Source organism: Mesorhizobium sp. B2-1-8 (genome assembly GCF_006442545.2).
GTDB lineage: Bacteria > Pseudomonadota > Alphaproteobacteria > Rhizobiales > Rhizobiaceae > Mesorhizobium.
Genome location: NZ_CP083952.1, coordinates 982,137 through 1,005,487 on the forward strand (window position 1 = coordinate 982,137; position 23,351 = coordinate 1,005,487).

Below are 23,351 nucleotides of genomic sequence, written 5' to 3' on the forward strand. Positions count from 1 at the left end.
GCAAAATCAGCGGTCCCGCATTCGCGCCGGTCTTACGACGGACGCTTCTTGGCCTTCTTGTGCTTCGGCGCGCCGGCATTTTCGAATTTCGGCTTGCCCGGCTTCTTCGCCCACGGTTTTGCCTCATGCGCGGCTGCCGGGCGCTGGTCGGTCGATGCCGGCGCACGCTTCTCGAATTTGCGCTTCGGTGCGTTCGGGTCGGACGGCGCCTTGCCGCGATGCGGTTTCTTGTCCGGGCTCGGCGGCTGATAGCCCGCCCGCGACAAGTCAGGCGTGCCCTCCAGTCGCTTGACCACGATGCTGCCCTGCAATTTGCGGTCGGGACCGATCGCGGCGAGAAAACGCTCCGCCCAGTCGGCGGCGATCTGCACGAACGTCTCTTCCGGCTGCATCTTGATAGCGCCGATCTCGCGCTTGCTGATGCTGCCGGCGCGGCACAGCATCGGGATCAGCCAGCGCGGCTCGGCATTCTGCCGGCGCCCGACCGACAGCGAGAACCAGACACTGGCGCCGAAATCATCGCGGCGGCTGGGCGCCTCGTCGCGGTGCGCAAACTTCTCGCCCGCCAATCTTTCGCGGGAAGGCGTGAAAGGCGCGACGTCCATGAGGTCTTCGGGCGCGGAGCGGCTGGAGCGGCATTGACGCACGAAGGCGGCGGCCACCAGTTCGGCGCCGTGCCTGGCGAGAAGCGCGTCTATGAACGCACGCTCGTCATCCTTCACCGGTTCGTCGAAGGCCGGGTCGGCAAGGATGCGCTCGTCGTCGCGCCGCATCACGTCGTCGGCCGAGGGCGGGCTCGCCCATGTCGCCGTCAGCTTGGCGCTTTGCAACAGCCGCTCGGTGCGCCTGCGGGCGCTGTTGGGCACGATCAGCGCGCTGACGCCCTTGCGCCCGGCGCGTCCCGTGCGGCCGCTGCGATGCAGCAGCGTTTCAGGATTGGTCGGCAGGTCGGCATGGATCACCAGTTCGAGGTTGGGCAGGTCGATGCCGCGCGCCGCCACGTCGGTGGCGATGCAGACCTTGGCGCGGCCGTCGCGCATCGCCTGCAGCGCATGGCTGCGCTCGTTCTGGCTGAGCTCGCCCGACAGCGCCACGACCGAAAAATTGCGGTTGTTGAAGCGCGCCGTGAGATGATTGACGGCGGCACGCGTGTTGCAGAACACCAGCGCGTTCTTGGCTTCATAGAAACGCAGCACGTTGATGATGGCGTTCTCGCGGTCGGCCTGGGCGACGTTCAGCGCCCGGTATTCGATGTCGAGATGCTGCTTTTCCTCGCCGGCGGCCGAGATGCGCACGGCATCGCGCTGATAGCCCTGGGCGAGCGTGGCGATGGAGCGCGGCACGGTGGCCGAGAACATCAGCGTGCGGCGGTCGGCCGGTGCGGCATCGAGGATGAATTCGAGGTCTTCGCGAAAGCCGAGATCGAGCATCTCGTCGGCCTCGTCGAGAACCACGGCCTTCAGCGTCGACATGTCGAGCGAATTACGGGTGATGTGGTCGCGCAGCCGGCCGGGCGTGCCGACGACGATGTGGGCGCCGCGCTCCAGCGCGCGCCGTTCGGTGCGCATGTCCATGCCGCCGACGCAGGAGGCCACCGTGGCGCCGGTCGGCTCATACAGCCATTCGAGCTCGCGCGTCACCTGCAGCGCCAGTTCGCGCGTCGGCGCCACCGCCAACGCCAGCGGGGCCGCCGCCTGGCCGAAACGTTCCGCGCCGTCGAGCAGCGTCGGCGCCATGGCAAGGCCGAAGGCAACGGTCTTGCCCGAGCCGGTCTGCGCCGACACCAGAGCGTCGGCCTGGCCGAGCTCCAGCACCGCCTTCTGCACCGGTGTCAGGTCGGAATAACCGCGTTTTTCCAGCGCTTGTGCCAGCGCGGGAACAATACCATCGAAGTTGGACATCTCGTTCTTTCGGAATTCAGGGGATTGCTCATACGAAGCACATCCGGGACCGGCACGCGTGCCGGTCAGACAATCTTTGCGTGTTCGTACTTCTTGCGGTGGCCATTGTACAGTGCAGCCGGCCGCGCTTCTTCCTTCTCCCCTTGTGGCAGAAGGTGGCCTCGCGAAGCGAGGTCGGATGAGGGGTGTTCCAGCTTGGCAAGGACGCCGATCCGTCACCCACCCCTCAACCGTCTCGGCGCTGCGCGCCGATCCACCGCCCTGGGCGAGTCACGGGCATCGCCCGCCCTTCGGGCCCCACAAGGGGAGAAGGGAAAAACGCGTTGCGCCCAGCAATTGACTCCTGCGGCAAACCGCGTAAAAGCCGGCATCGAACGGGATCAATCTCGATGCGCGGCCTTTTGACGGCTCTTCTTGCAATCGACTTCTCCGGCCACATCAGTGAGGCCGGGCGCGTTGGCGCATCCTACCGTTCGACCAAAACCATGGCCAAAACCACCACCAAAACGGTGTGATTCCCTTGGCCTAACCACCCTCTCCCGGGTCCGGCCCGGGGGACGGAACCCGCACTGGGCCGGCGGGTTTTCTCCAAGAACCAAGCGGAGAGGGACAGGAGATTTCTATGAGTTTCAAGGTTGCAGTCGTCGGCGCCACGGGCAATGTGGGCCGGGAAATGCTCAACATTCTGGAAGAGCGCGGCTTTCCGGTCAGCGAAGTCGTGGCGCTCGCCTCGCGGCGCAGCATGGGCACGGAAGTGTCGTTCGGCGACCGCACGCTGAAGGTCAGGCCGCTCGACCAGTATGATTTTTCCGACACCGACATTTGCATCATGTCGGCCGGCGGCAACGTCTCCAAGGAATGGTCGCCGAAGATCGGCAAGCAGGGCTGCGTCGTCATCGATAATTCGTCGGCCTTCCGCTACGACCAGGATGTGCCGCTGATCGTGCCGGAGGTGAACCCGGACGCGATCTCGCTGTTCACGCGCAAGAACATCATCGCCAACCCGAATTGCTCGACGGCGCAGCTCGTCGTGGCGCTGAAGCCGCTGCATGACGCCGCCACCATCAAGCGCGTCGTCGTCGCCACCTACCAGTCGGTGTCGGGCGCCGGCAAGGAAGGCATGGACGAGCTGTTCACGCAGACCCGGGCGGTGTTCGTCGCCGACCAGGTCGACGTCAAGAAGTTCACCAAGCGCATCGCCTTCAACGTCATCCCGCATATCGATGTCTTCCTCGACGACGGCTTCACCAAGGAAGAGTGGAAGATGGTCGCCGAGACCAAGAAGATGCTCGACCCCAAGATCAAGCTGACGGCGACCTGCGTGCGCGTGCCGGTGTTCATCGGCCATTCGGAAGCGGTCAACATCGAGTTCGAGAAGCCGATCACCGCCGACGAGGCGCGCGACATCCTGCGCGAGGCGCCGGGATGCCAGGTCTTGGACAAGCGCGAGGATGGCGGCTACATCACGCCGCTGGAATCGGCCGGCGAGGACGCCACCTTCATCTCGCGCATCCGTGAGGATTCGACCGTCGACAACGGCCTGTCGATGTGGATCGTCTCCGACAATCTGCGCAAGGGCGCGGCGTTGAACGCGGTGCAGATCGCCGAGCTGCTGGTCGAACGTGGCCTGATCCAGCCGAAGAAGAAGGCGGCCTGACGGCCGTCAGTTTTCGCTCACGGGCCGTACCGCCGCTGCCGCGGCTGGCCCTCCGCCAGGGCGCCGGACGACCGGCGGCCCGCCGTCGCGGGCTCGGCCTTCGGCCGTTAGCTTTCCTTCTCCCCGTTTACGGGGAGAAGGTGCCCGAAGGGCGGATGAGGGGCAGCGCCGGCTATGCCGATTTGGCGCTGCCGAGTCGTGAGATTAGCCGTCAAAGTCGCTCTGCGCCGATTTCAGCCCGCGCTGTCCTTGGCCAGTTCGCGCAGCACCGCCATCGCCTCCTCCGCCCGCCCAGCCGGCACAAACAGATGGTCGTGGTAAAAACCCGAGACCGGATTGACGCCCATGCCGGCGGCGGCGAGGCGCGCGGTGATGGCGGCGAGGAAGCCGACGGCCGCCAGCGACGAGTGTATGTTCAGCGTGATCATCCGGCAACGGAACGAGGCGGCCAGTCCAGCTTCCCTTGCCGCGTCTTCGGTCACGATCAACGTCGTGCCCTCGCGCTCATGGAACACCATCACCGGGTCGAGGCCTTCCGGCTGGGAAACCCCTGGCGCCATCGTGGCGAAGACGTAGGTGCCATCAAGCAATTCCGGCGTCATCGACGCCAACAGGGTCCTCAGATCGGTCTCGCCGGACATTTTTTCGTCTCGCCTGATGCAATGGGCCATCCGCTCCTCAATAGCCGCCCTGGGCGGATGCCGATAGGTGGCAACAGGGCCAGCGCGCCATCGAGGCAATCGGCATCAAAACAATTCCTCCGGTGTAGGATTGCCGCTGCATGGCCCGTCCTTGGTACGAAGCCAATCACACGGCTCGAACCATCAGGAGAGACCACCCATGAGCATTTCTCAAACCGCGCCCGTCTCGTCCGGCGCCTTGTGGACCGGTCGCGTGCTCAGCGGCCTCATCGTCCTGTTCATGATCTTCGACGGCGCCATCAAGCTGCCGCCGCTCGACGTGGTCACCCAGACGATGGTGCCGCTCGGCTGGCCGGCCGACGCCAATGTCGCGCGCTTGCTCGGCGTCATCGGCCTGATCTCGACCGCGCTCTACGTACTGCCGCGCACTTCCGTGCTCGGCGCCATCCTGCTCACCGCCTATATGGGCGGCGCCATCGCCACCAATGCGCGGATCGGCAATCCGCTGTTTTCGCACACGCTGTTCGGCGTCTATCTCGGCATCATCCTGTGGGGCGGCCTCTATCTGCGCGACCCCAAAGTGCGTGCTCTGATCCCGTTCAGCCGATAGCCGTTCCGCGCCAACCGCTGCCGGATGTCGTCGCGATCTTCATTCTCCTCGGGATCAAATTAGCCGTCCGAGAGTTTAGGACTTGGCGGCGAGACGGCGATCCGCATGTGAGAGGAACGACAAATGAAGAGAATCCTGACCATTCTGGTGCTGACGACGGCGCTCGGCGCCTGTTCGCAAACGGAAAAGGGTGCTGCCGTCGGTGGCCTCGGCGGTGCTGCGGTTGGCGCGGCGGTCGCCAACAATCCGGTGCAAGGCGCGGTTGTCGGCGGTGCGGTCGGCGCCGTGGCCGGCGCGCTCATCGGCCGGGCCAGCGAACCGGGCCGTTGCCGCTATCGCGACCGCTATGGCCATACCTATGTCGATCGCTGCCCAAGCGGTTATTGATCGAACACCAGGACTGAACACAGCAAAACGGCGGGCACAGGCCCGCCGTTTTGTTTCCGCAAGGAATGGGAAGCGATTACTCGGCGGTGGCGGCTTCCGCCTCGGCCGGCGCGGCAGCGGCCGCGGCGACGGCTGCAGCGGCGTCTTCCTGGGCCTTCTTCAGCAGGGCGGCGCGTTCCTGCGCCTTCTTGCCGGGCTCGGCCTTCTTCGGGTTGGAGCGGGCTTCGCGCTTGGCAAGGCCGGCCTCGTCGAGGAAGCGCAGGACGCGGTCGGTCGGCTGGGCGCCGTGCGACAGCCAATGCTTGACGCGGTCGGCGTCAACCTTGATGCGCTCGCCGTCCTTCGGCAGCAGCGGGTTCCACGAGCCGAGCGACTCGATGAACCGGCCGTCGCGGGGCGAACGGGCGTCGGCGACGACGACGTGGTAGTAAGGACGCTTCTTCGAGCCCGCACGGGCCAGTCTGATCTTCAGTGCCATTTCTTTTCTCCTAAAAGCTCTGATTTCGTTTGATAAGTCAGGGTTTCTTCAACCCGTTTTCGTCACGCCGTTGGCAGCGGCGATCTGTTCGTGGTGCCGGATCACTTCGCGGACGACGAAGTTGAGGAATTTTTCCGCGAAATCCGGATCGAGATGCGCATCCTTGGCCAGTTGGCGAAGACGGGCGATCTGCTGCTGCTCGCGCGCCGGGTCGGCCGGCGGCAGGCCATGCTCGGCCTTGAGCACGCCAACCGCCTTGGTGCAGCGGAAGCGCTCGGCCAGCATGTGGATGAGGGCTGCGTCGATGTTGTCGATCGAGGCGCGGTAGCCGGCCAGGATGGTGCGGGCGTCGGCCATGTCCTTTTCTTCGTTCATAGCGTCCTCACTTTTTCTTGCCGAGACCGGGCAGGCCGCCACCACCGCCAAGGCCGGGAAGCTTCATGCCGCCGGGCAGGCCGGGCAAGCCGCCGCCTGGGGCGGGCAAGCCCTTCATGCCGCCCAGGCCGGCGGCCTGCGCCTGCTTCTGCAAGGCTTCGAGCTGCTTGGGATCCATCTTCGACAGATCGGGCATGCCGCCGCCCATCATGCCGCCCATGCCACCACCGGGCATCATGCCGCCGAGGCCCATCTTGGAGGCAAGACCGCCCATCATGCCGCGCATGAGGCCGCCGCCTTTGCCCTTGCCGCCCATCGCCTTCATCATGTCGGCCATGCCGCGATGCATTTTGAGCAGCTTGTTGATCTCGGCCGCATCGGTGCCGGAGCCGGCGGCGATGCGCTTCTTGCGCGAGTGTTTCAGCATATCGGGATTGGCGCGCTCGGCCTTGGTCATCGAGGAGATGATGGCGAGCTGGCGGCCGAACATCTTGTCGTCGAGACCGGCGGCGGCCATCTGGTCCTTCATCTTGCCCATGCCCGGCATCATGCCCATGATGCCGCCCATGCCGCCCATTTTCGACATCTGCTGAAGCTGCTGGGCAAGGTCGTTCAGGTCGAACTTGCCCGACTGCATCTTCTTGGCCATCGCCGCCGCCTGCTCGGCGTCGATGTTTTCCGCCGCCTTCTCGACGAGCGAGACGATGTCGCCCATGCCCAGGATGCGGTCGGCGATGCGCTTGGGGTGGAATTCCTCCAGCCCGTCCATCTTTTCGCCGGTGCCGATCAGCTTGATCGGCTTGCCGGTGACGGCGCGCATCGAAAGCGCGGCACCGCCACGGCCGTCGCCGTCCATGCGGGTCAGCACAAGGCCGGTGATGCCGACGCGCTCGTCGAAGCTTTTCGCCAGGTTGACGGCGTCCTGGCCGGTCAGGGAGTCGGCGACCAGCAGGATCTCGTGTGGGCTCGACACCTTCTTGATGTCGGCCATCTCGACCATCAGCGGCTCGTCGATATGGGTGCGGCCGGCGGTGTCGAGGATGACGACGTCATGGCCGCCGAGCTTGGCCGCCTGCACGGCGCGCCTGGCGATATCCACCGGGTTCTGGCCTGCTATCACAGGCAGCGTCGCGACCTTGACCTGCTCGCCGAGCTGGCGCAACTGCTCCTGCGCGGCGGGACGCCGCGTGTCGAGCGAGGCCATCAGGACCTTCTTGTTCTGCCGCTCGGTCAGGCGCTTGGCGATCTTGGCCGAAGTCGTGGTCTTGCCGGAGCCCTGCAGGCCGACCATCATGACGACGACCGGGGCAGGCGCGTTGAGGTCGATTGCCACGCCCTCGGCGCCAAGCATGTCGACCAGCTCGTCATGGACGATCTTGACGACCATCTGTCCGGGCTTGATCGACTTCAGCACGGCGGCGCCAACGGCCTTCTCGCGCACCTTGTCGGTGAAGGAACGCACCACTTCCAGCGCCACGTCGGCCTCGAGCAGCGCACGGCGCACCTCGCGCAACGCCGCCGAGACATCCGCCTCCGACAGCGCGCCGCGGCCGGTCAGGCCGTTCAGGATGGAGCCAAGGCGCTCTTGTAGGGACTCAAACATTGATCAACCCACCGCGCGAGAGCGCCTTGGATTCATAGTGATCCCTGTCGGGCCGATGGCCCTCCACGCCTCTTGTGCGCTGCTGCAGCGATTCAAACATCTTGCTTCCTTCGATCCCGATTCATTCGAACCGAGAGGTAATGCGTTCGCGCCCAGTGTCCAAGCAAAAGCCAGTCCAAGCAAAAGCCCAAAACCAAAAAGCACCCGGGGGCGCACAGCGCTGCCGGGTGTTGGCCTCCAGGATCTGTTTACAGCACTTGGCCTCAAAGAGGCTTCGGCGTCCTGGTCGGCTTGCTCGGAGGGATACTCGTCGCGGAATTCGGGGCGTGTAGACAGGAAATCGGCGCGAGAGTCAAGGCAAGGGCCGCGTTCGTAGCATCTCAGTTCGAAATCCGACGCGATTGAACGTGGTGCAACAATGAGATGATAAATGACTCTATCTCCACCCTACGTGCAGCGGACAAGACGCTTGCCCAGGTATCCTGCGGGTCGCAGCCGGACGCAATCATGCCTGGCGCATTATGAAATGCCTGCGAGCCTTGTCCAGCTTATCCGTCGCGCGAATTTCGATAAGAACAAGGTGCAGAATCCTCAGGATCGTATCGTTGGTAACGGGTTGAGGATCAACCAATCCAAGTAGTCTCCCTTTTGTGCACCCACATTTTTCCGGCATCGGCTCAGCGGCGCTTTCAACTCGCGCCGCTAGCCTCCGCAAGATCCGCCGTGACCTTCAGCGGCGAGCGCGGGTGCAGAAGCAGCGCTATGGTCAGCAGGCTGCAGCCGATGCCAATCAGGGCGATCAGCGCTGCATCCGACGTCGTCCACCCCGGCCCTTCGAGCGGCCTGGCAGTGAACAAGGCGAAGGAATTGTAGCTCTCCTGATGCGAAATCAGCAGGAAGCCGGTCAGGTTGTTGCCGAAATGAGCGCCAAGTGCCGCGCCGAGATTGCCGGTCGCATAGACCACGAGCGTCAGAAGCAGCGCGAAAGCGGCGATCGAGACCAGCACGCAGGCGTTGATGGCGGCCGAGGAACCGCCGCTCCAGTGCAGCGAGGTGAACAGCAGGCCGGGCAGGAGCGCCCAGATGAAAGGGCTGCGGAACCGGCTGGCGAGGCCGCGCAGCAGGTAGCCGCGAAACAGCACCTCCTCCGACGAGGTCTGCAGCAAGGTGAGCGCGACGATCGGGATCGCGAACAGCAGCCAGGACGACAGGCTGATCGTGCCGCGCCCGATCCCCGGCGCCAGCAAATAGAGCAGGATCTCGGACAGAGCCGAGGTGATCAGCACCGCGATCAGCCCCTTGAGGAAGTCCGGTCGCGATACGCGACGGCCGGCGCCGAGGAGGGCCGACAGCGGCTCGCCATGCATCCAGCGCATGGCGAGCCACAGGCCGATCCAGATGCCGGCGAAAGAGGTGAGAGCGCTGAGGATGCCGATGGGCGAGGCAAGGAAACCCTCCATGCCGTATGGCGAAGTCGCCGTCTGCCAGGCGAAGTAGACATAGGTGCCGCCGAACAGCACCGCCGCGGTGGTGGCGCCCCAGAACAGGACGACGATCAGCGTCCCCAGCAACAGGCGCGGCAAGGTCGTCCTGGCGTTCGGCGTGTTGCGATAGCGCTCGAAGGCAGTGTCGTCGATTGTCACGTCGATCCGAATCCATCGCTGCTTGATCGAGCTGTCCTTGATCTAGCCGATGGCCCCGGGAATCGGAATCGATATCATCTGGACGCGCAAACGGATCGTGCGGCACACCCGCCGTCCGGGCGCCGCACGGTCTTCCCAGTCCCGCAAGCGGCCGCTTCGGCGACCGCCGGCCTCTGTCAACGCACCACGTACATGATGCGCCGCGTCTGCGGATCGACCAGCGTCGGCTGACCGTTCACATAGACATAGCGATATTGGTAGTCCGGAATTTCGCGCAGCTCGACGGTGTCGGGCAGGGTTGCGCCGGTCACCACCTCGCCTTCGAGATAGACGGGGTCGAGGCGATGGGTGTCGACATAGGTCCTGACCTCGGCCGGAGGCCGGACGACAGTGTCGATCGGCTCGCCGGCGACGATCGCTCCGGTGTACTCGGTGGGGTAGTTGCCGATGTCATCGGGCGGCGAGACGACGGCGACGGCGGAGCGGCGCTGCGTCAGCACCACGCGGCTGCCGCCGAAATCGGCGGTGACGTAATCGGAATAGACCCAGCCCTGGCCACCGGCTTCGGCGATGGTGCACCATTTGCTGTTTTCGATGCAGCCGTTGAGCGTCGCCGACTGGCCCGCGGCGAGCACGCCTATCACCGGGTATTGCGGACCCGGGCCGGCGCGCACGTTGAGGTCGGTGACTGCCGAGACCGCGGTATCGGCCAACGCGGCACCCGACATCACGGTGAACACTCCGGCGATTGCGGGAAACAATACGGATTTCATGGTTTCTCTCCGTTTTTTCGTGATCCCTCGGCGGTGAAAACGGGGTAGCGGCGCATGCGTTCCGGCTAAAACGCTTGCGCCAACTCACGATTTGTTCCCGCTTCTTTCGGCAGACCGGTCACAAGATCGTGAACAAAGGCCAATTTTTGCGCCGTCACGTCCGAAATGACGAAGGGGTAGAGGTCGGGCAGGCCCATGCAGCGGTTGATCGAATTGGAGGCTTCCGACAGCACCAGCCAGCGCGCAAGGATCTTGTCGAAGGGCTCGGGCGTGTTTGCAGGCTCCGAAGGCGCTGCCTGCAGCCGGCCGCCGGTATCGCCCCGCGGCAGTTCGTTCGCCTCCACCGTCTCCAGCCGGCCGAGCGGGAAGTTCAGGGCATGGACCATCTCCAGCGTGTCGGTGATGTGCAGGTGATGGGCCCAGGTCTCGGCCCAGTCCTCCCACGGGTGCGAGGTGGCGTAGGCCGAGATGTGGTGCTGCTGCCAGTCGGGCGCGGCGCCGTTGGCGTAGTAAGCCTTCAGCGCCTGTTCGTAATCGGCGCGTTCGTCGCCGAACAAAGCGCGGAACGCTTCCAGCCCTTGCGGATCGTCGCGGATCAGGCGGTCCCAGTAGTAATGGCCGAGTTCGTGGCGGAAATGGCCGAGCAGCGTGCGGTAATTCTCGCCCATCTCGATGCGACGTTTTTCGCGCTCGGCTGAATCGGCCTCCGCGACGTTCAGCGTAATCCGGCCGTTGTCGTGACCGGTGAGAATCCGTTCGCCGCCCGGGCCGCCACCGATCGGATCGGCGAGGAAGTCGAAGGCCAGCCCGATCTCGTCCCTCGGGCTCTGCTTGGGCGCCACCGGCAGGTCGAAGGCGAGCAGCGAATAGATGGCGCGCTTCTTCGCCGCCTCGACGCGGATCCAGCGGCGGCGGTTGCCGTCGACCGAGAGGTCGGGGATCAGCTGGTTCAGCACGCAGGCGCGGCAGAAGACCTGCCCCGGCTCGGCCATCCAGTTGCAGGCGCATTCGTCGGCATTGGTGCACTGGATGGCGCCGTCGACGCCGGACAAGACGAAGCGCCCGCCCTCGGGATCGTAGAGGACCAGACTGCTGCAGTTCAGGCACTGGGCGTTCTCGAAATAGAGACGGTGGCCGCAATGCGGGCAGTCGAAAAGTTTCATCTCGGTCTCAATTCATCAGGGGGCACAAGATGCAGGCGGCCCGTGGCCAAACGCGAGCCACCGCCCGGTGTTCCGCGGTCCGTCGAGACTATTTCGCTTCGCTGGCCCAGGCGCCGATGCGGTCCATGGCCGACATCAACCTCTTTCATGCCAGGGCCTCGCCACAATAATCCCTTGATCGTAGGCAAATTCCCCGGCATCCGCCAGCATCACGCCACAGACGGTGACAAATGCGCGTTTCGCTGGCAAATTCGCAATCGGGACGTGAATCAGGCAAACCAGGAGAACAACATGGCATTTCTTGCCAAGGGTAGGATTTTAGCAGCCGCGGTGGTGGCGGTGCTGGGGCTGGCAACGGGCGCGCAAGCGGCGGCCAGTTGCGGCAAGACCGGCGCCGGCTTCGACGCCTGGAAGCAGGACTTCGCCGCTGAGGCCAAATCCGACGGTGTCGGGTCCAGGGGCCTGGCCGCTCTGGCCGGCGCGACCTACGCAACGAGGACGATCTCCGCCGACCGCGCCATCCACAAGGCTTTCAGCGGCTCGGTGGATGATTTCATGAAACGCCGTGGCGGGTCGGCGATCATTTCCAGGGGCCGTTCGCTTAAGAAGTCGAACGCGGCGCTGTTCAGCCAGATCGAAGCCAACTACGGCGTGTCGCCGGGCGTGCTGCTCGCCATCTGGGGGATGGAAACCGGCTTCGGTGCCTCGATGGGCAACCAGAACACGGTCTCCGCCATTTTGACGCTCGCCTATGATTGCCGCCGCCCCGACTATTTCCACCCGCACGCCATCGCGGCCCTGAAGCTGGTTGACCGCGGAGCGTTGACCTCCTCGTCGGTCGGTGCCATGCATGGCGAGATCGGCCACACGCAGTTCCTGCCCGGAAATGTCTTGAAGTATGCGGTCGGCAGCGGAAACCTGCGCGACAAGGCGACCGCGTTGGCCTCCACCGCCAACTTCCTCAAGGGTCACGGCTGGCGGGCTGGCGCCAGCGCGCAGTCGAATATGGGCGCGATCGCCGGCTGGAATTCCGCAAGCGTCTATCAGCAGGCCATCGCCCGCATCGCCACCGCGATCGATGCCGACTGATCGAACCGTACGGCATTGAACGAAGAACCCGGCCTCCGCGCCGGGTTTTCATTTCACGTCGAGCGCATAGGAGCAGCCGGCCAGCGTCTTGCCGGGATGGGACTCGACCGTCGAGACATTGAGCGTGATGCGCGTGGCAAGACTCACGCCGCCGGCGTCCTCGGTGCTTTCGGTCACGACCTTCTCGCCAAGGAATTTATCCGGTGTCGAGACCATCGCCGGGACGTCGATCTGGCGGGCGAGGTCCGGCGCGGCGATGCCATCAAGCACCGCCATCGGCCCTGTCGCGGTAAAGACGATCGTTCCGGTCTCGCGCCCGAAGACATGGACCGGGGCGGGCAAGTCATATTGGCGCAGGAACGGATTGACTGACGGAACCTCTTTCCAGCTCAGCGCCTTCGCGGCGCCGGGTTCGCCGGCTAGCCAGAAGGCAAGGCCGTTGTAGCTGGGCACGTCGGCCCGGCACTCGATGAGTGCGGCCAGGTCGAGCGAGGCGGGGTCATGGTCGTTGGCTTTGGCAACAGCCAAGCTTGCCAGGACAGCCAATGCGGGCAGGAAAGCGATTCCAGGAATGGCCGAGCGCCTGGGCACATCACTCTCAATAATGCGCGTAGCCGCTCGCCGGGCATTTCTGGGAAGCGGGAACCTGAAAAGTGCCGTCAATGCCGCTGCAGTTACGGAAGTTGGGCGACCGCGGCGCCTGGGATTGCGTGGGCGCAGTTGCCTTCGCCTTGCCCTTGAGGACCATCCAGATCTCGGTCGGCTGGTCGAGCTGCAGCCTGTTTATGTCGGAATAGCTGATGCGGCCGCTGCGTATCCCATCGGCAATGCGCTGGCAGAACAAAGCGGGCATGCGCTCCTGCGAGACGCCCATGAACAAAGCCATGTCATGCTTGAACGTAAGGTCCGATGTGCGGGCTGAGGCAATACATTCGTTCATATCCACCTTCGGGTCACGCTTGGCGCCTGCGTGTGAGGCCTGGCACACCGACAAGACGACGACCGCGCCAAGCAGAAGAGAAATGCTATTTTTCACTGTCAAAACCCCAAAACCCGCAAATGAACTTAAATGAAGCCGCCAAAAGGTCAAACAGGAACCGACTACAGGCAGCTTCATTTTGTCTATATTAGCGGTTGCAAATAGAAACCCGGCGTCTCCGCCGGGTTTCTTGAATGTTGACTGACAAAGGTTCAGGTCGCTGTCTGGACATCAGCCCTTGCGGTTGCGCGCGGCGAGCGTGCGCAGCCTCAGCGCATTGAGGCGGATGAAGCCGGCGGCATCCTTCTGGTCGTAGGCGCCACGGTCGTCCTCGAAGGTGACCAGCGCGTCGGAATAGAGCGTCTTCCCAGACTTGCGGCCGGTGACCATGACATTGCCCTTGTAGAGCTTCAGCCGCACCGTGCCTTCGACGTCTTCCTGGCTCTTGTCGATCATCGCCTGCAGCATCAGGCGCTCGGGCGAGAACCAGAAGCCGTTGTAGATGAGCTCGGCATAGCGCGGCATGAACTCGTCCTTGAGGTGCGCGGCACCGCGGTCGAGCGTGATCGATTCGATGGCGCGATGAGCGACGATCAGGATGGCGCCGCCGGGCGTTTCATACACGCCCCGCGATTTCATGCCGACGAAACGGTTCTCGACCAGGTCGAGCCGGCCGATGCCATTGTCGCGGCCGAGATCGTTGAGGGCGGCCAGCATGGTGGCCGGCGACAGTTTCTTGCCATTGAGCGCGACCGGATCGCCCTTCAGGAACTCGATCTCGATCTCGGTGACGGCATCCGGCGCATCTATCGGCGACACGGTGCGCTGATGGACGAATTCCGGCGGCTCGCTCCACGGGTCTTCCAGCACCTTGCCCTCGGAAGAGGAGTGCAGGAGGTTGGCGTCGACCGAGAACGGTGCGTCGCCCTTCTTGTCCTTCGGCACCGGGATCTGGTGCTGTTCGGCGAAGTTCATTAGGTCGGTGCGCGACTTGAACGACCAGTCGCGCCACGGCGCGATGACCTTGATGTCGGGGTTGAGCGCGTAAGCCGAAAGCTCGAAACGCACCTGGTCGTTGCCCTTGCCGGTGGCGCCATGCGCGATGGCGTCGGCACCGGTTTCGCGGGCGATCTCGACCAGGTGCTTGGAGATCAGCGGCCGCGCGATCGACGTGCCCAGCAGATAGGTGCCTTCATAGACGGTGTTGGCGCGGAACATCGGGAAGACGAAGTCGGATACGAATTCCTCGCGCACGTCGACGACGCGGATATCTTTGATGCCCATCATCTCGGCCTTGCGGCGCGCCGGCTCCAACTCGCCGCCCTGGCCGAGATCGGCGGTGAAGGTGACGACTTCGGCGCCGAGTTCGGTCTGCAGCCATTTCAGGATGATGGATGTGTCGAGGCCGCCGGAATAGGCTAGCACGACCTTCTTGACGTCTTTGATCTTGGACATTTGGCAGTTCCGCGACAGGAGTTCTCGGCGCGCGAGGTATCACGCCGCTTCCAGGCTGCGCAAGAGATGAACACGAGACAGGTGGATGACACCACGATCGAGCAGAGCTGGATCAGCACTCTTGCCGTTCGGCCGCTGGCAAGAAGGGGCGGCATCCTCTATAGCCTGATGTCCCCAAGCCAAAGGGCCTGCCATGTCCTTCATTCCCGACATCACCACGCTGATCCAGTTCGCCATCGCCACCGTGATCCTGGCGATCACGCCAGGCCCTGACATGACGCTGTTCGTCTCGCGCACGCTGAGCCAGGGCCGGGCCACCGGCTTTGCCTCGATGGCCGGCGCGCTGTGCGGCACGCTGATCCACACCACGCTGGTGGTGGTCGGCATCTCGGCGCTGATCGTCGCCTCGCCGATGGCTTTCTTCGTGCTGAAGATCTTTGGCGCCGGTTATCTCGTCTTCCTGGCCTGGCAGGCGATCGCCAAGGGCTCGGCCTTTTCGCCGGAAAAGAAGACGGGTCCGCAGATTTCGCTGCTGCGCAGCTGGGCGGCGGGGCTCGGTGTCAACCTGCTCAATCCGAAGATCATCCTGTTCTTCATGACCTTCCTGCCGCAATTCGTCTCCGCGCACGATCCGAACGCGCCCGGGAAGCTGTTCTTCCTCGGCTCCATGTTCATCGTGCTGTCGATCCCGGTAACGGTACCGATGGTGCTGGCGGCGGAAAAATTCTCGGCGGCGATGAAGGCCAGCCCGCGCGTGACGCGGGTGGTCGACTATCTCTTTGCCGGCGTGTTCTCGGCCTTCGCGCTCAAGATCCTGACGGCCCAGGCGAAGTAGGCGCTTTCTCGTCCTTCCACCAGCTTCCGGCCCAGCGCCCGGCGCTGAGCCAGTAGAAGATGCCGCCGACCATGCCGCCGCCAATGACGGCCATGATGGCGCTGGTCTCGGTGACCGCGAACGTGGAATCGCGGATATTGTCGACCAGGCCGAGGAAAACCCCCGCTACCAGCGCGCCCGCCAGTGCGTAGAACAGCCAGTCGCGCCGGCCGAGGATTTCGGCAATCAGGATGACGAGCGCGGCCGGCGCGAAGCCGAAATAGGCGACGAACAGGGCGACGAAAGGAATTGAAAAATAGAGCGATGCCGTCGCCGCCAGATGGGCTTGCGCCGGCGCGTAGCCGAGCGAGGCCAGGAACAGGATGTTGAGGAAGGCGCTCGCCGCCAGCGAGGCGACGGCGTAGCCGAACAGGATGATGGCGAAGCGCACGATATAGGCGACGAGACGGTTCATCGGGGACCACCGCCCGCGGGATGACCGGACTTGTGTCCGGCCAGACGCCAGTAGACCCAGCCGGCGGCAACGCCGGCCGCGGCCAGAAAACCGAGGAAGCCCGGATTGAAAACGAAGCCGCCAGCCGAGCCTGGGACAAAGACACCGAAGGCGATCGACGTGATCGCACCCGTGACGGCGAAGTAGAACCATCCTCGCAGCGCCAGCCGCTCGGCGAGGACGATCGCCGGGCCGACGATCAGCAGCGCGCAGATCGCCACGGTCAACACGGCGAGTGGGAACGAGGCCAGCCAGTCAAATGTGAAAATGATCGACCAGTTGCCATCCTCGATCCCCGCCAGAAGAACGATCAGCAGCACCGGCACCAGGATCGAGGTCAGCACGGCGGCGATATAGCCGATTGCTATCATGGCGAGGCGCTTCATCCAGGCAAGCGAGCGGCTCACACCTCGCCGTGCCCCGCGATCATCATGGCTTCCAGCGCCAGCCGGTCGACCTTGCGCATGCGTTCCGATTCCGACTTCAGCTGGCCGCAGGCGGCCAGGATGTCGCGGCCGCGCGGCGTGCGGATCGGCGAGGCATAGCCGGCATTGTTGATATAATCGGCGAATTTCTCGATCGTCTCCCAATCCGAGCACTGGTAATTGGTGCCGGGCCACGGGTTGAACGGGATCAAATTGATCTTGGCCGGAATGCCCTTGAGCAGCTTGATCAGGCCCTTGGCGTCCTCGATGGAATCGTTGACGTCCTTCAGCATCACATATTCGAAGGTGATGCGCCTGGCGTTGGAGAGGCCGGGATAGGCCCGGCAGGCGGCGATCAGCTCCTTCAGCGGATACTTCTTGTTGATCGGCACCAAAAGGTCGCGCAGATCGTCATTGGTGGCATGCAGCGAGATCGCCAGCATGACGCCGATCTCCTCGCCGGTGCGGAAAATCTCGGGCACGACGCCGGAGGTCGACAGCGTGATGCGGCGCTTCGACAGGGAAAGGCCGTCGCCGTCGGAGGCGATCAACAGCGCCTTCTTGACCGCCTCGAAATTGTAGAGCGGCTCGCCCATGCCCATCATGACGATGTTGGAGACTTTTCTGCCCTCGGCCGGCACGATGGCGCCGTCGGGCGTGTCGCGGTCGGGGAAGTCGCCGAGCCGGTCGCGCGCGGTGAGCAGCTGGGCGAGGATTTCCTCGGCCGTCAAATTGCGCACCAGCTTCTGCGTGCCGGTATGGCAGAACGAGCAGGTCAGAGTGCAGCCGACCTGCGAGGAAATGCAGAGCGTGCCGCGGCCTTCCTCGGGGATATAGACGGTTTCGATTTCGACCGGCCGGCCGGCGCCGCGCGGCGGAAAGCGGAACAGCCACTTTCGCGTGCCGTCGGCGGAAATCTGCTCCTCGACGATTTCTGGTCGGGCGACGGTGAAATGCTTGTCGAGTTCGGCGCGCAGATCCTTGGAGATGTTGAACATGCCGGCGAAGTCGGAAACGCCGCGCACATACATCCAGTGCCAGAGCTGCTGGGCGCGCATTTTCGCCTGACGCTCCGGCACGATGCCTGAAGCGACGAGGGCCTCGCCGAGTTCGGCCCGCGTCAGGCCGATCAGCGACGGTTTTTCGGCCGTCACGGCACGGCCGCGCAACGCGTCGCGGGCGCCTTCTGCGGTAAGGTCGAGGGAAAGGGTCATGGCTCTACTGATATAAACGGTTTGCGGCCGATTTCATCCATCGGCCCGATGTCAAGCGCGGCGCATAGCACAGCTTGGCGGCGGAGTCATGCCGCAGCTATCGGGCAGCTTGTCCCGCCGCCGGGCCGCGGGGGACAAGCTGCGACTGCCTTGTGCCGTTCCCCGGCGCGCGATCGATCACATATTCGTGTCGGCGCGTAACGGCCGGCGCGCCGTCCGCGAACCCTGAATGGGGCGACTGTGCCCCTGCACAATGGGAGTATGCGGAATGAAATCGATCAAGCTCGCCGTCATCGCCGGCCTCGCCGCTCTTTGCGCCTCGCAGGCATTCGCCGAGGACACGATGGGCACCATGACCATGATGAAAGGTGGACAAGTGACGGCGATCATGCCGGACGGGCACATGGGCACCATGATGCCGGACGCGAAGATGGGCGCCGACATGATGAAGATGGCCAAGCCGATCAAGCATTGCATGATGATAATGACCGACGCCAAGGGCAAAGCCTATATGGTCGACACGTCGACCAAGAAGGCCCAGGCCGAATGTGAAAAAATGGCCATGTGACGATCTCGCCAGCGCTTGCCCGCCGGCTCGGAGGCCGGCGGGACGGGCAGCTTTCATTCGACTGAAGGCGACTTATGCCCTTTTTGGAGCATGTTCGCGAGCGGCCGCCCCAACGCGGCGGCCCTTTTGTCCCTCCGATCGTCAGACTCTTACTTGATCGGCATCATGCCTGTGTTAGGGCTGGGTTTTCCCCACGAGGACACACATGGCCGGCCAATCGCGAAGACATCCCATGCTGCGGCGTTCGCAGGCGATGTGGGCCACGCGCCGTGTCTGGCAGCCGCGTCTGGTGTTCTGGGCCGGTGCGATCTCGATCGGCCTGATCAGCGTGTTGTTTGCCGTGTTGGCCGACAAGGCACAGGCGCTGTTCCATGTGTTGATCGGTGATGATGGCGGCTGGCGCTTCTATCTGCCGCTGGCGATCACACCGCTCGGCTTCGTCTTGTGCGCGTGGCTGGCGCACGCCTTCTTTCCGGGATCGCAAGGCAGCGGCATTCCGCAGGCGATCGCCGCCCGGCACCTGCGCGACGACGACGACCGCAGCCATATCCTGTCGCTCAAGCTGGTGGCGGGCAAGATCGTGCTCACCATCGTCGGGCTGTTCTGCGGCGCTTCCATCGGCCGCGAGGGGCCGACCGTGCAGGTTGGCGCGTCGCTGATGCTGCAGGCGGCGCGCTGGGGCGGCATGGCGCAGGCGCGCGGCCTGATCCTGGCGGGATCGGCCGCCGGCATAGCCGCCGCCTTCAACACGCCGCTCGCCGGCATCGTCTTCGCCATCGAGGAGATGGGCCGTACCTATGAGTCACGCACCAACGGGCTGGTGCTGACGGCGGTCATCCTGGCCGGCCTGGCCTCGCTCGGCGTGCTCGGCAACTACACCTATTTCGGCGTGTCCAAGGACACGATCTCGTCGTTTGCCGTCGACTGGCCGCTGGTGATTGCCTGCGGCGTCATCGGCGGCGGCTTTGGCGCCTTGTTCTCGTTGCTGGCGCTCAAGGCGACACGCAGGATTCGGCGCTGGCACGCGCTGCAGCCGCTGTGGCGCGCCCTGCTGGTGGCGGCGGTCTGCGGACTGGCGGTGGCGGTGATCGGCATCGTCTCGGGCGGGCTGACCTTCGGCACCGGCTACGCCCAGGCGCGCAGCGCGGTCGAAGGCATGCCGCTGCCCTGGTTCTTCTTCGCCGAGAAATTCGCGGCCGGGCTGCTGTCGATGATTTCAGGAATACCCGGCGGCATCTTCGCGCCCTCGCTGGCGGTCGGCGCCGGCATCGGCAGTTCGCTCGGCCTGGTGTTCGGCAGCAGCGCCGGCGTCGCGGCGCTGCTCGGCATGGCCGGCTATTTCGCCGGCGTGGTGCAGGCGCCGATGACCGCCTTCGTCATCATCCTCGAAATGACCGGCAATCACGACAATGTCATCGGCCTGATGCTGGCCTCGATGCTGGGCTACGGAACGGCGCGCCTGATCTCGCATGAGCCGCTCTACCACGCCCTGTCGCGGATCTTCATCGCCGAGGCGATCCGACGGCGGCGGGCGGAGGCCGCACCGGACTCGGGCCAGGGCTGAAAAGCAAAGGCCGGGCGTCGCGGCCCGGCCTTTGGTTCAAAACCGAAGATAGCCTATTTGCACTTGGCGATCGAGGACAGCGCCGCCGAAATGCCCTTCAGCGAGAAGACATAGCTCGTGGGATTGCCGCGGCCCGACTTCGCCGAAACCTTCATGTCGGAGCCGGTCTTCATCGCCGCGATCAGCACCGGTTCCTCGGCGGCGTTCTCGACCCAGGCCGATTTTCCACGCGTGAACATCGAGAAGGTCTTCTTGTCGATGGTGACGGTGGCCTTGGAGCCTTCCTGGAAATTGTAGCCGGCGATGAACTGCGGCTCATAGGATACCTGCTGGCCGGGCCGCTGGCTGACGAAGAAGAACATGTCGCCGTGGTCGAGCGTCGGCGGCTGCTTGTCGGTCGGCACGGTCAGCACGTAGCAGACCTTGCCGCCCGACGCCTGGTAACTGTAGGTGCCCCAGGCATTGTGCTGGCCGATCTTGGTCGCCTGCTGCGCCAGCGCCGGCGCTGCCGAGGCCGCCAGGACCAGGCTCGAAACTAGTGCTATCAATCCGCGCATCGTTTTTCCCGTATTCCAAATGGTGCGGAGGCGGGCCGCGTGGCGTCCTGCCGTCGCTTCATTTTGATTTAATCTGGGTTACCAAAAGGTGAATTCCCCAAGAGAAAAGGACCTTCACCCCAGGAAACCGCCGCCATCTCCGCACCGCCGCTTATCAGCGGCTGGCACGGCGTCCCTCTGGGGACTTGGAGGCCACGAAAAAGGCAAGAATTTGACTGTTGACCGTCGCTGAGCGCCGGCCGACGCGGCGGGATTCAGCCCTTGTCCGCGATGGCGTCCTTGGCGGCCTGCCGGTGCGCCGGCGTGATATGGGCGCTGACGGCGGTGATCGCGGCGGTCAGCACGGCGATGTCATCCGTGAAGCCCAACCCGAAGATGAAGTCGGGGATCAGGTCGACCGGCAGGACGAAATAGCCGAGCGCGGCCACCAATATGCCCTTGGCGCGCAGCGGCGTGTTCTTGTCCATGGCGCAGTAATAGGCGGCGACGACGTCTTCCATGAACGGAATCTGCCGTGCTGCCTTCTTGGCCGTGCGCCAGAACTTTTCGCGCACTTCGCCCTCGCCGCCCAGCCTGTCGCCAAAGCCAAAGAAGTCAAAACCGGATTCCTGCGCCATCAATCTCTCCTTGAGGGTCCCATGCGCATGCTGGCGCATTCCCGCCGATCAAAATGTGGTGAAAGCCGAACCCGGCTGCAAGATGCGGGCGCCGATTTGGCGGGTCGGCGCCCGCCGCGAGCATGGCCTGGCCTGTGTTCAGCCGCCGAAATAGCGGTTCATCTTCTTGGCCAGTTCGATATCGAGCGCCGTGACGCCGCCGGCGTCATGCGTGTTCAAAGTCACGTCGACCGTCTTGTAGACATTCGACCAGTCGGGATGATGGTCCATCTTCTCGGCGGCCAGCGCGACTCGGGTCATGAAGGCGAAGGCTTCGGAGAAGTTGTTGAAGGTGAAGATGCGGCCGATCGAGGCGCCGTCCTTTGCCAGCGCCCAGCCGTCAAGCGCCGTCAGCGCTGCTTCGGCGGCTTCCCTGCCCAGTTTCTCTCTCGTCATGTCCGCCTCCCGTGCTATTGCGCTGAAATCAACATAGCGCCGGATCCATGATCGCGAAGCCTATAAATTCCATTCTTTTCGTCTGCCTCGGCAACATCTGCCGGTCGCCGCTGGCGGAAGGCGTGCTTCGCGCCGTGCTTTCGGAGCGCGGATGCGGTGGCGATGTCGTGCTCGATTCGGCCGCAACCAGCGGCTGGGAGGTCGGCTCCGCTCCCGATCCGCGCTCGATTGCCATCGCGTCGCGCCACGGCATCGACATCTCGCGGCAGCGGGCGCGCAAGATCATGCCGGAGGATTTTCACCGCTTCGACCTGATCCTCGGCATGGACCGATCCAACGTCGCCGACCTGAAGGCGCTGGCGCCGGCGGCAGTGCGCGATCGCATCCACCTGTTCCTGGAATTCGCCGAGGGAAAGCCGCTCGATGTGCCGGATCCCTATTACGAGGACCAGGAAGCGTTCGCTTCGGTCTACCGCATGATCCGCGAGGCATCGGAGGCGCTGGCGACACGGCTGGCGGCGCGCGTATCGACGCCGGACAGCGGCCAGGCTTCCTCGACGACATAGGGGCCGCCGCCGACCGAATCGCGCGACGACATCAAGACGAAGCGGCTGACGCGGAATGGCAGCGTCGAGAAATTGCCGCGCGCCGACAGATATTGGGCGACGTCGAGCGGGCTCGAATTGCGCAGGCGCGCCAGCGTCACATGCGGCATGAACTTGCGCGGATCGGCGGGGATGCCGAGCCGTTGGCAAATGCGCTCGATCTCGGCCTGAAGGGCGGCCAGATCGGGCGAGGGAGAGGCGCCCGCCCACACCGCATGCGGCTTCTTCTGGCCGAAAGCGCCGACACCCGACAGCGCCAGCGAGAAGGAAGGACGGTGCACCCGGTCGAGCGCGTTGGCGATCTCGTCGGCGACATGGCCTTCGACATCACCGATGAAGCGCAGCGTCAGATGGTAGTTTTCGACGTCGATCCAGCGGGCCCCGGGCAGGCCGCCGCGGAGCAGGGACAGCGAAAGGGCGGCATCACGCGGAATTTCGAGGGCGATGAAAAGACGCGGCATGAAGAGCCTCCCTTCCTCGAATCGAACTGTCATCCCTAGCGAATCATCGATGATCAAATGGAGCAAGTGGTTTGTTGGTCAAAGGCTTTGCTAAACGTTTCCCCAAGGGAAAGCGGCTTTATCGGATCTCACGAACCTCCCGGCACCGCGGCGATGGCCTTTTCGACCGTCGGCAGGATGCGCTCGACCATCTGATCGACCCCTTTGGCGTTCGGATGCAAGCCGTCCTCGAGCTGCAAACTGGGCTGGCCGGCGACGCCGTCGAGAAAGAACGGGTAAAACGTAACGCCGTATTTCGCGGCGAGTTCCGGAAAGACGGCGTCGAAGGCGTTCTGGTAGTCGGCGCCGAGGTTGGGCGCGGCGCGCATGCCGGCCAGGAGCACGGCGATCTTGCGCTCCTCGAGCTTGCCCAGCATGGCGTCAAGGTTCTTCCGGGTGATGTCGGGCGAGACGCCACGCAGCATGTCGTTGGCGCCGAGTTCGAGGATCACAAGCCGCGTGCCGTCCGGCACCGACCAGTCGAGCCGCGCCAGGCCGCCGCTGGAGGTGTCGCCGGAGACGCCGGCATTGGCGACGGTGACGTCATGGCCCCTGGCGCGAAGGGCGGCCTGCAATTTGTCGGTAAAGCCCTCGCCCGGGCCAAGGCCGAACCCCGCCATCAGGCTGTCACCGAAGCCGACGATCTTGAATGGCTCGGCGCGCGCCGACGAAATGGCGCCGCAAATGGCGAGGAAAACGATCAGGCCTGCGGCTATCAGGCGTTTGAAAGACATGCGGCAGGCCCCATATGACAGAGAATTCTTCCGGCGGTGGCTTCCGACAG

28 protein-coding genes are annotated in these 23,351 nt (G+C 64.3%); 9 read left to right on the top strand and 19 right to left on the bottom strand.

Annotated elements, in window-relative coordinates; translation table 11 throughout:
• Positions 1-32: 32 nt before the first annotated feature.
• Complete coding sequence (locus FJ970_RS04685) at positions 33-1,901, bottom strand: DEAD/DEAH box helicase (RefSeq protein WP_140764830.1); 1,869 nt, start codon at positions 1,899-1,901, stop codon at positions 33-35.
• Positions 1,902-2,290: 389 nt separating this feature from the next.
• On the opposite strand from FJ970_RS04685, the gene FJ970_RS33570 reads away from it, so the two are divergent.
• The gene (locus FJ970_RS33570; protein ID WP_265336216.1) at positions 2,291-2,416 is read left to right on the top strand and encodes a hypothetical protein; all 126 of its coding nucleotides are present in this window, start codon (positions 2,291-2,293) and stop codon (positions 2,414-2,416) included.
• 107 nt (positions 2,417-2,523) lie between these two features.
• Positions 2,524-3,558 carry an aspartate-semialdehyde dehydrogenase gene (locus tag FJ970_RS04690; RefSeq protein ID WP_140510518.1) on the top strand — a complete coding sequence of 345 codons (1,035 nt, stop codon included), beginning with the start codon at positions 2,524-2,526 and terminating at the stop codon, positions 3,556-3,558.
• 233 nt (positions 3,559-3,791) lie between these two features.
• On the opposite strand, the gene FJ970_RS04695 is transcribed toward FJ970_RS04690, so the two are convergent.
• A complete protein-coding gene (locus FJ970_RS04695) occupies positions 3,792-4,199 on the bottom strand; it encodes an ACT domain-containing protein (RefSeq protein WP_140764827.1) in 408 nt (135 codons plus the stop codon).
• 199 nt (positions 4,200-4,398) lie between these two features.
• Between FJ970_RS04695 and FJ970_RS04700 the strand changes: the two genes are divergently transcribed.
• Positions 4,399-4,809 carry a DoxX family protein gene (locus tag FJ970_RS04700; protein WP_140764824.1) on the top strand — a complete coding sequence of 137 codons (411 nt, stop codon included), beginning with the start codon at positions 4,399-4,401 and terminating at the stop codon, positions 4,807-4,809.
• A gap of 123 nt (positions 4,810-4,932) precedes the next feature.
• Positions 4,933-5,196 carry a glycine zipper domain-containing protein gene (locus FJ970_RS04705; RefSeq protein WP_140764821.1) on the top strand — a complete coding sequence of 88 codons (264 nt, stop codon included), beginning with the start codon at positions 4,933-4,935 and terminating at the stop codon, positions 5,194-5,196.
• A 76-nt stretch (positions 5,197-5,272) separates the two neighbouring features.
• Here the strand turns inward: FJ970_RS04705 and rpsP are convergent, their stop codons facing one another.
• The 6 genes from rpsP to FJ970_RS04735 all read right to left on the bottom strand — a co-directional run bounded on the left by rpsP (position 5,273) and on the right by FJ970_RS04735 (position 11,231).
• Positions 5,273-5,674, bottom strand: coding sequence for a 30S ribosomal protein S16 (gene rpsP / locus FJ970_RS04710; RefSeq protein WP_140764818.1), 402 nt, complete (start codon positions 5,672-5,674; stop codon positions 5,273-5,275).
• 48 nt (positions 5,675-5,722) lie between these two features.
• A complete protein-coding gene (locus FJ970_RS04715) occupies positions 5,723-6,049 on the bottom strand; it encodes a chorismate mutase (RefSeq protein WP_019862096.1) in 327 nt (108 codons plus the stop codon).
• A gap of 7 nt (positions 6,050-6,056) precedes the next feature.
• Positions 6,057-7,652, bottom strand: a complete 1,596-nt coding sequence (ffh, locus tag FJ970_RS04720; RefSeq protein WP_140764815.1) for a signal recognition particle protein — start codon at positions 7,650-7,652, stop codon at positions 6,057-6,059.
• Positions 7,653-8,341: 689 nt separating this feature from the next.
• Entirely contained in the window at positions 8,342-9,295 is a 954-nt protein-coding gene (locus tag FJ970_RS04725; RefSeq protein WP_140764809.1) for a CPBP family intramembrane glutamic endopeptidase, read from the bottom strand.
• Positions 9,296-9,471: 176 nt separating this feature from the next.
• Complete coding sequence (locus FJ970_RS04730) at positions 9,472-10,068, bottom strand: DUF1236 domain-containing protein (RefSeq protein WP_140764806.1); 597 nt, start codon at positions 10,066-10,068, stop codon at positions 9,472-9,474.
• Between the two features lie 65 nt (positions 10,069-10,133).
• Complete coding sequence (locus tag FJ970_RS04735) at positions 10,134-11,231, bottom strand: putative zinc-binding metallopeptidase (protein WP_140764803.1); 1,098 nt, start codon at positions 11,229-11,231, stop codon at positions 10,134-10,136.
• Between the two features lie 291 nt (positions 11,232-11,522).
• Here FJ970_RS04735 and FJ970_RS04740 point away from each other — a divergent pair, with 291 nt between their 5' ends.
• Positions 11,523-12,320 (top strand): lytic transglycosylase domain-containing protein, encoded by a 798-nt coding sequence (locus FJ970_RS04740; protein ID WP_140764800.1) that lies wholly within the window; start codon positions 11,523-11,525, stop codon positions 12,318-12,320.
• Between the two features lie 48 nt (positions 12,321-12,368).
• On the opposite strand, the gene FJ970_RS04745 is transcribed toward FJ970_RS04740, so the two are convergent.
• From FJ970_RS04745 to FJ970_RS04755, 3 genes are all read right to left on the bottom strand, one after another.
• Entirely contained in the window at positions 12,369-12,857 is a 489-nt protein-coding gene (locus tag FJ970_RS04745) for a hypothetical protein (protein ID WP_224594872.1), read from the bottom strand.
• Between the two features lie 61 nt (positions 12,858-12,918).
• Positions 12,919-13,437, bottom strand: a complete 519-nt coding sequence (locus tag FJ970_RS04750) for a hypothetical protein (protein WP_224616094.1) — start codon at positions 13,435-13,437, stop codon at positions 12,919-12,921.
• A gap of 93 nt (positions 13,438-13,530) precedes the next feature.
• Positions 13,531-14,754, bottom strand: a complete 1,224-nt coding sequence (locus tag FJ970_RS04755) for an argininosuccinate synthase (RefSeq protein WP_140764794.1) — start codon at positions 14,752-14,754, stop codon at positions 13,531-13,533.
• 193 nt (positions 14,755-14,947) lie between these two features.
• Between FJ970_RS04755 and FJ970_RS04760 the strand changes: the two genes are divergently transcribed.
• Complete coding sequence (locus tag FJ970_RS04760; RefSeq protein WP_140764791.1) at positions 14,948-15,589, top strand: LysE family translocator; 642 nt, start codon at positions 14,948-14,950, stop codon at positions 15,587-15,589.
• Here FJ970_RS04760 and FJ970_RS04765 read toward each other — a convergent pair.
• The 3 genes from FJ970_RS04765 to rlmN are packed head-to-tail and all read right to left on the bottom strand — an operon-like array spanning position 15,561 to position 17,721.
• Positions 15,561-16,043 carry a hypothetical protein gene (locus FJ970_RS04765; RefSeq protein ID WP_140764788.1) on the bottom strand — a complete coding sequence of 161 codons (483 nt, stop codon included), beginning with the start codon at positions 16,041-16,043 and terminating at the stop codon, positions 15,561-15,563. The two genes, FJ970_RS04760 and FJ970_RS04765, sit on opposite strands and share 29 nt — an antisense overlap.
• Positions 16,040-16,489, bottom strand: coding sequence for a hypothetical protein (locus FJ970_RS04770; protein WP_140764786.1), 450 nt, complete (start codon positions 16,487-16,489; stop codon positions 16,040-16,042). Before FJ970_RS04770 ends, FJ970_RS04765 begins: the two co-directional genes overlap by 4 nt.
• Positions 16,486-17,721, bottom strand: coding sequence for a 23S rRNA (adenine(2503)-C(2))-methyltransferase RlmN (rlmN, locus tag FJ970_RS04775; protein ID WP_140764783.1), 1,236 nt, complete (start codon positions 17,719-17,721; stop codon positions 16,486-16,488). The genes FJ970_RS04770 and rlmN overlap by 4 nt, the downstream gene beginning before the upstream one ends.
• Before the next feature lie 268 nt (positions 17,722-17,989).
• On the opposite strand from rlmN, the gene FJ970_RS04780 reads away from it, so the two are divergent.
• Both FJ970_RS04780 and FJ970_RS04785 read left to right on the top strand, forming a co-directional pair.
• On the top strand, positions 17,990-18,289 hold the full coding sequence (locus FJ970_RS04780) for a hypothetical protein (RefSeq protein ID WP_140764780.1): 300 nt from the start codon (positions 17,990-17,992) through the stop codon (positions 18,287-18,289).
• A 205-nt stretch (positions 18,290-18,494) separates the two neighbouring features.
• Positions 18,495-19,853 carry a chloride channel protein gene (locus FJ970_RS04785; RefSeq protein ID WP_227792025.1) on the top strand — a complete coding sequence of 453 codons (1,359 nt, stop codon included), beginning with the start codon at positions 18,495-18,497 and terminating at the stop codon, positions 19,851-19,853.
• 53 nt (positions 19,854-19,906) lie between these two features.
• Here FJ970_RS04785 and FJ970_RS04790 read toward each other — a convergent pair whose 3' ends face one another.
• From FJ970_RS04790 to FJ970_RS04800, 3 genes are all read right to left on the bottom strand, one after another.
• Positions 19,907-20,410 carry an invasion associated locus B family protein gene (locus tag FJ970_RS04790; RefSeq protein ID WP_140763942.1) on the bottom strand — a complete coding sequence of 168 codons (504 nt, stop codon included), beginning with the start codon at positions 20,408-20,410 and terminating at the stop codon, positions 19,907-19,909.
• 254 nt (positions 20,411-20,664) lie between these two features.
• A complete protein-coding gene (locus tag FJ970_RS04795; RefSeq protein ID WP_140763945.1) occupies positions 20,665-21,027 on the bottom strand; it encodes a YkvA family protein in 363 nt (120 codons plus the stop codon).
• Between the two features lie 138 nt (positions 21,028-21,165).
• Positions 21,166-21,462, bottom strand: coding sequence for a 4a-hydroxytetrahydrobiopterin dehydratase (locus FJ970_RS04800; protein WP_140763948.1), 297 nt, complete (start codon positions 21,460-21,462; stop codon positions 21,166-21,168).
• Between the two features lie 47 nt (positions 21,463-21,509).
• On the opposite strand from FJ970_RS04800, the gene FJ970_RS04805 reads away from it, so the two are divergent.
• The gene (locus FJ970_RS04805) at positions 21,510-22,028 is read left to right on the top strand and encodes a low molecular weight protein-tyrosine-phosphatase (protein ID WP_140763951.1); all 519 of its coding nucleotides are present in this window, start codon (positions 21,510-21,512) and stop codon (positions 22,026-22,028) included.
• On the opposite strand, the gene thpR is transcribed toward FJ970_RS04805, so the two are convergent.
• Positions 21,932-22,528 carry an RNA 2',3'-cyclic phosphodiesterase gene (gene thpR / locus FJ970_RS04810; protein WP_140763954.1) on the bottom strand — a complete coding sequence of 199 codons (597 nt, stop codon included), beginning with the start codon at positions 22,526-22,528 and terminating at the stop codon, positions 21,932-21,934. The two genes, FJ970_RS04805 and thpR, sit on opposite strands and share 97 nt — an antisense overlap.
• Positions 22,529-22,656: 128 nt before the next feature.
• Positions 22,657-23,301 (bottom strand): arylesterase, encoded by a 645-nt coding sequence (locus FJ970_RS04815; RefSeq protein ID WP_140763957.1) that lies wholly within the window; start codon positions 23,299-23,301, stop codon positions 22,657-22,659.
• Positions 23,302-23,351 lie beyond the last annotated feature (50 nt).

Coding starts and splice junctions, on each gene's coding strand:
- FJ970_RS04685 (WP_140764830.1), bottom strand. CDS start 1,901: ATGTCCAACTTCGATGGTATTGTTCCCGCGCTGGCACAAGCGCTGGAA.
- FJ970_RS04815 (WP_140763957.1), bottom strand. CDS start 23,301: ATGTCTTTCAAACGCCTGATAGCCGCAGGCCTGATCGTTTTCCTCGCC.
- rpsP (WP_140764818.1), bottom strand. CDS start 5,674: ATGGCACTGAAGATCAGACTGGCCCGTGCGGGCTCGAAGAAGCGTCCT.
- FJ970_RS04785 (WP_227792025.1), top strand. CDS start 18,495: ATGGCCGGCCAATCGCGAAGACATCCCATGCTGCGGCGTTCGCAGGCG.
- FJ970_RS04790 (WP_140763942.1), bottom strand. CDS start 20,410: ATGCGCGGATTGATAGCACTAGTTTCGAGCCTGGTCCTGGCGGCCTCG.
- FJ970_RS04730 (WP_140764806.1), bottom strand. CDS start 10,068: ATGAAATCCGTATTGTTTCCCGCAATCGCCGGAGTGTTCACCGTGATG.
- FJ970_RS04690 (WP_140510518.1), top strand. CDS start 2,524: ATGAGTTTCAAGGTTGCAGTCGTCGGCGCCACGGGCAATGTGGGCCGG.
- FJ970_RS04805 (WP_140763951.1), top strand. CDS start 21,510: ATGATCGCGAAGCCTATAAATTCCATTCTTTTCGTCTGCCTCGGCAAC.
- FJ970_RS04695 (WP_140764827.1), bottom strand. CDS start 4,199: ATGTCCGGCGAGACCGATCTGAGGACCCTGTTGGCGTCGATGACGCCG.
- FJ970_RS04750 (WP_224616094.1), bottom strand. CDS start 13,437: ATGAAGCTGCCTGTAGTCGGTTCCTGTTTGACCTTTTGGCGGCTTCAT.
- FJ970_RS04760 (WP_140764791.1), top strand. CDS start 14,948: ATGTCCTTCATTCCCGACATCACCACGCTGATCCAGTTCGCCATCGCC.
- FJ970_RS04755 (WP_140764794.1), bottom strand. CDS start 14,754: ATGTCCAAGATCAAAGACGTCAAGAAGGTCGTGCTAGCCTATTCCGGC.
- thpR (WP_140763954.1), bottom strand. CDS start 22,528: ATGCCGCGTCTTTTCATCGCCCTCGAAATTCCGCGTGATGCCGCCCTT.
- rlmN (WP_140764783.1), bottom strand. CDS start 17,721: ATGACCCTTTCCCTCGACCTTACCGCAGAAGGCGCCCGCGACGCGTTG.
- FJ970_RS04740 (WP_140764800.1), top strand. CDS start 11,523: ATGGCATTTCTTGCCAAGGGTAGGATTTTAGCAGCCGCGGTGGTGGCG.
- FJ970_RS04765 (WP_140764788.1), bottom strand. CDS start 16,043: ATGAACCGTCTCGTCGCCTATATCGTGCGCTTCGCCATCATCCTGTTC.
- FJ970_RS33570 (WP_265336216.1), top strand. CDS start 2,291: ATGCGCGGCCTTTTGACGGCTCTTCTTGCAATCGACTTCTCCGGCCAC.
- FJ970_RS04780 (WP_140764780.1), top strand. CDS start 17,990: ATGAAATCGATCAAGCTCGCCGTCATCGCCGGCCTCGCCGCTCTTTGC.
- FJ970_RS04700 (WP_140764824.1), top strand. CDS start 4,399: ATGAGCATTTCTCAAACCGCGCCCGTCTCGTCCGGCGCCTTGTGGACC.
- FJ970_RS04715 (WP_019862096.1), bottom strand. CDS start 6,049: ATGAACGAAGAAAAGGACATGGCCGACGCCCGCACCATCCTGGCCGGC.
- FJ970_RS04795 (WP_140763945.1), bottom strand. CDS start 21,027: ATGGCGCAGGAATCCGGTTTTGACTTCTTTGGCTTTGGCGACAGGCTG.
- FJ970_RS04800 (WP_140763948.1), bottom strand. CDS start 21,462: ATGACGAGAGAGAAACTGGGCAGGGAAGCCGCCGAAGCAGCGCTGACG.
- ffh (WP_140764815.1), bottom strand. CDS start 7,652: ATGTTTGAGTCCCTACAAGAGCGCCTTGGCTCCATCCTGAACGGCCTG.
- FJ970_RS04705 (WP_140764821.1), top strand. CDS start 4,933: ATGAAGAGAATCCTGACCATTCTGGTGCTGACGACGGCGCTCGGCGCC.
- FJ970_RS04735 (WP_140764803.1), bottom strand. CDS start 11,231: ATGAAACTTTTCGACTGCCCGCATTGCGGCCACCGTCTCTATTTCGAG.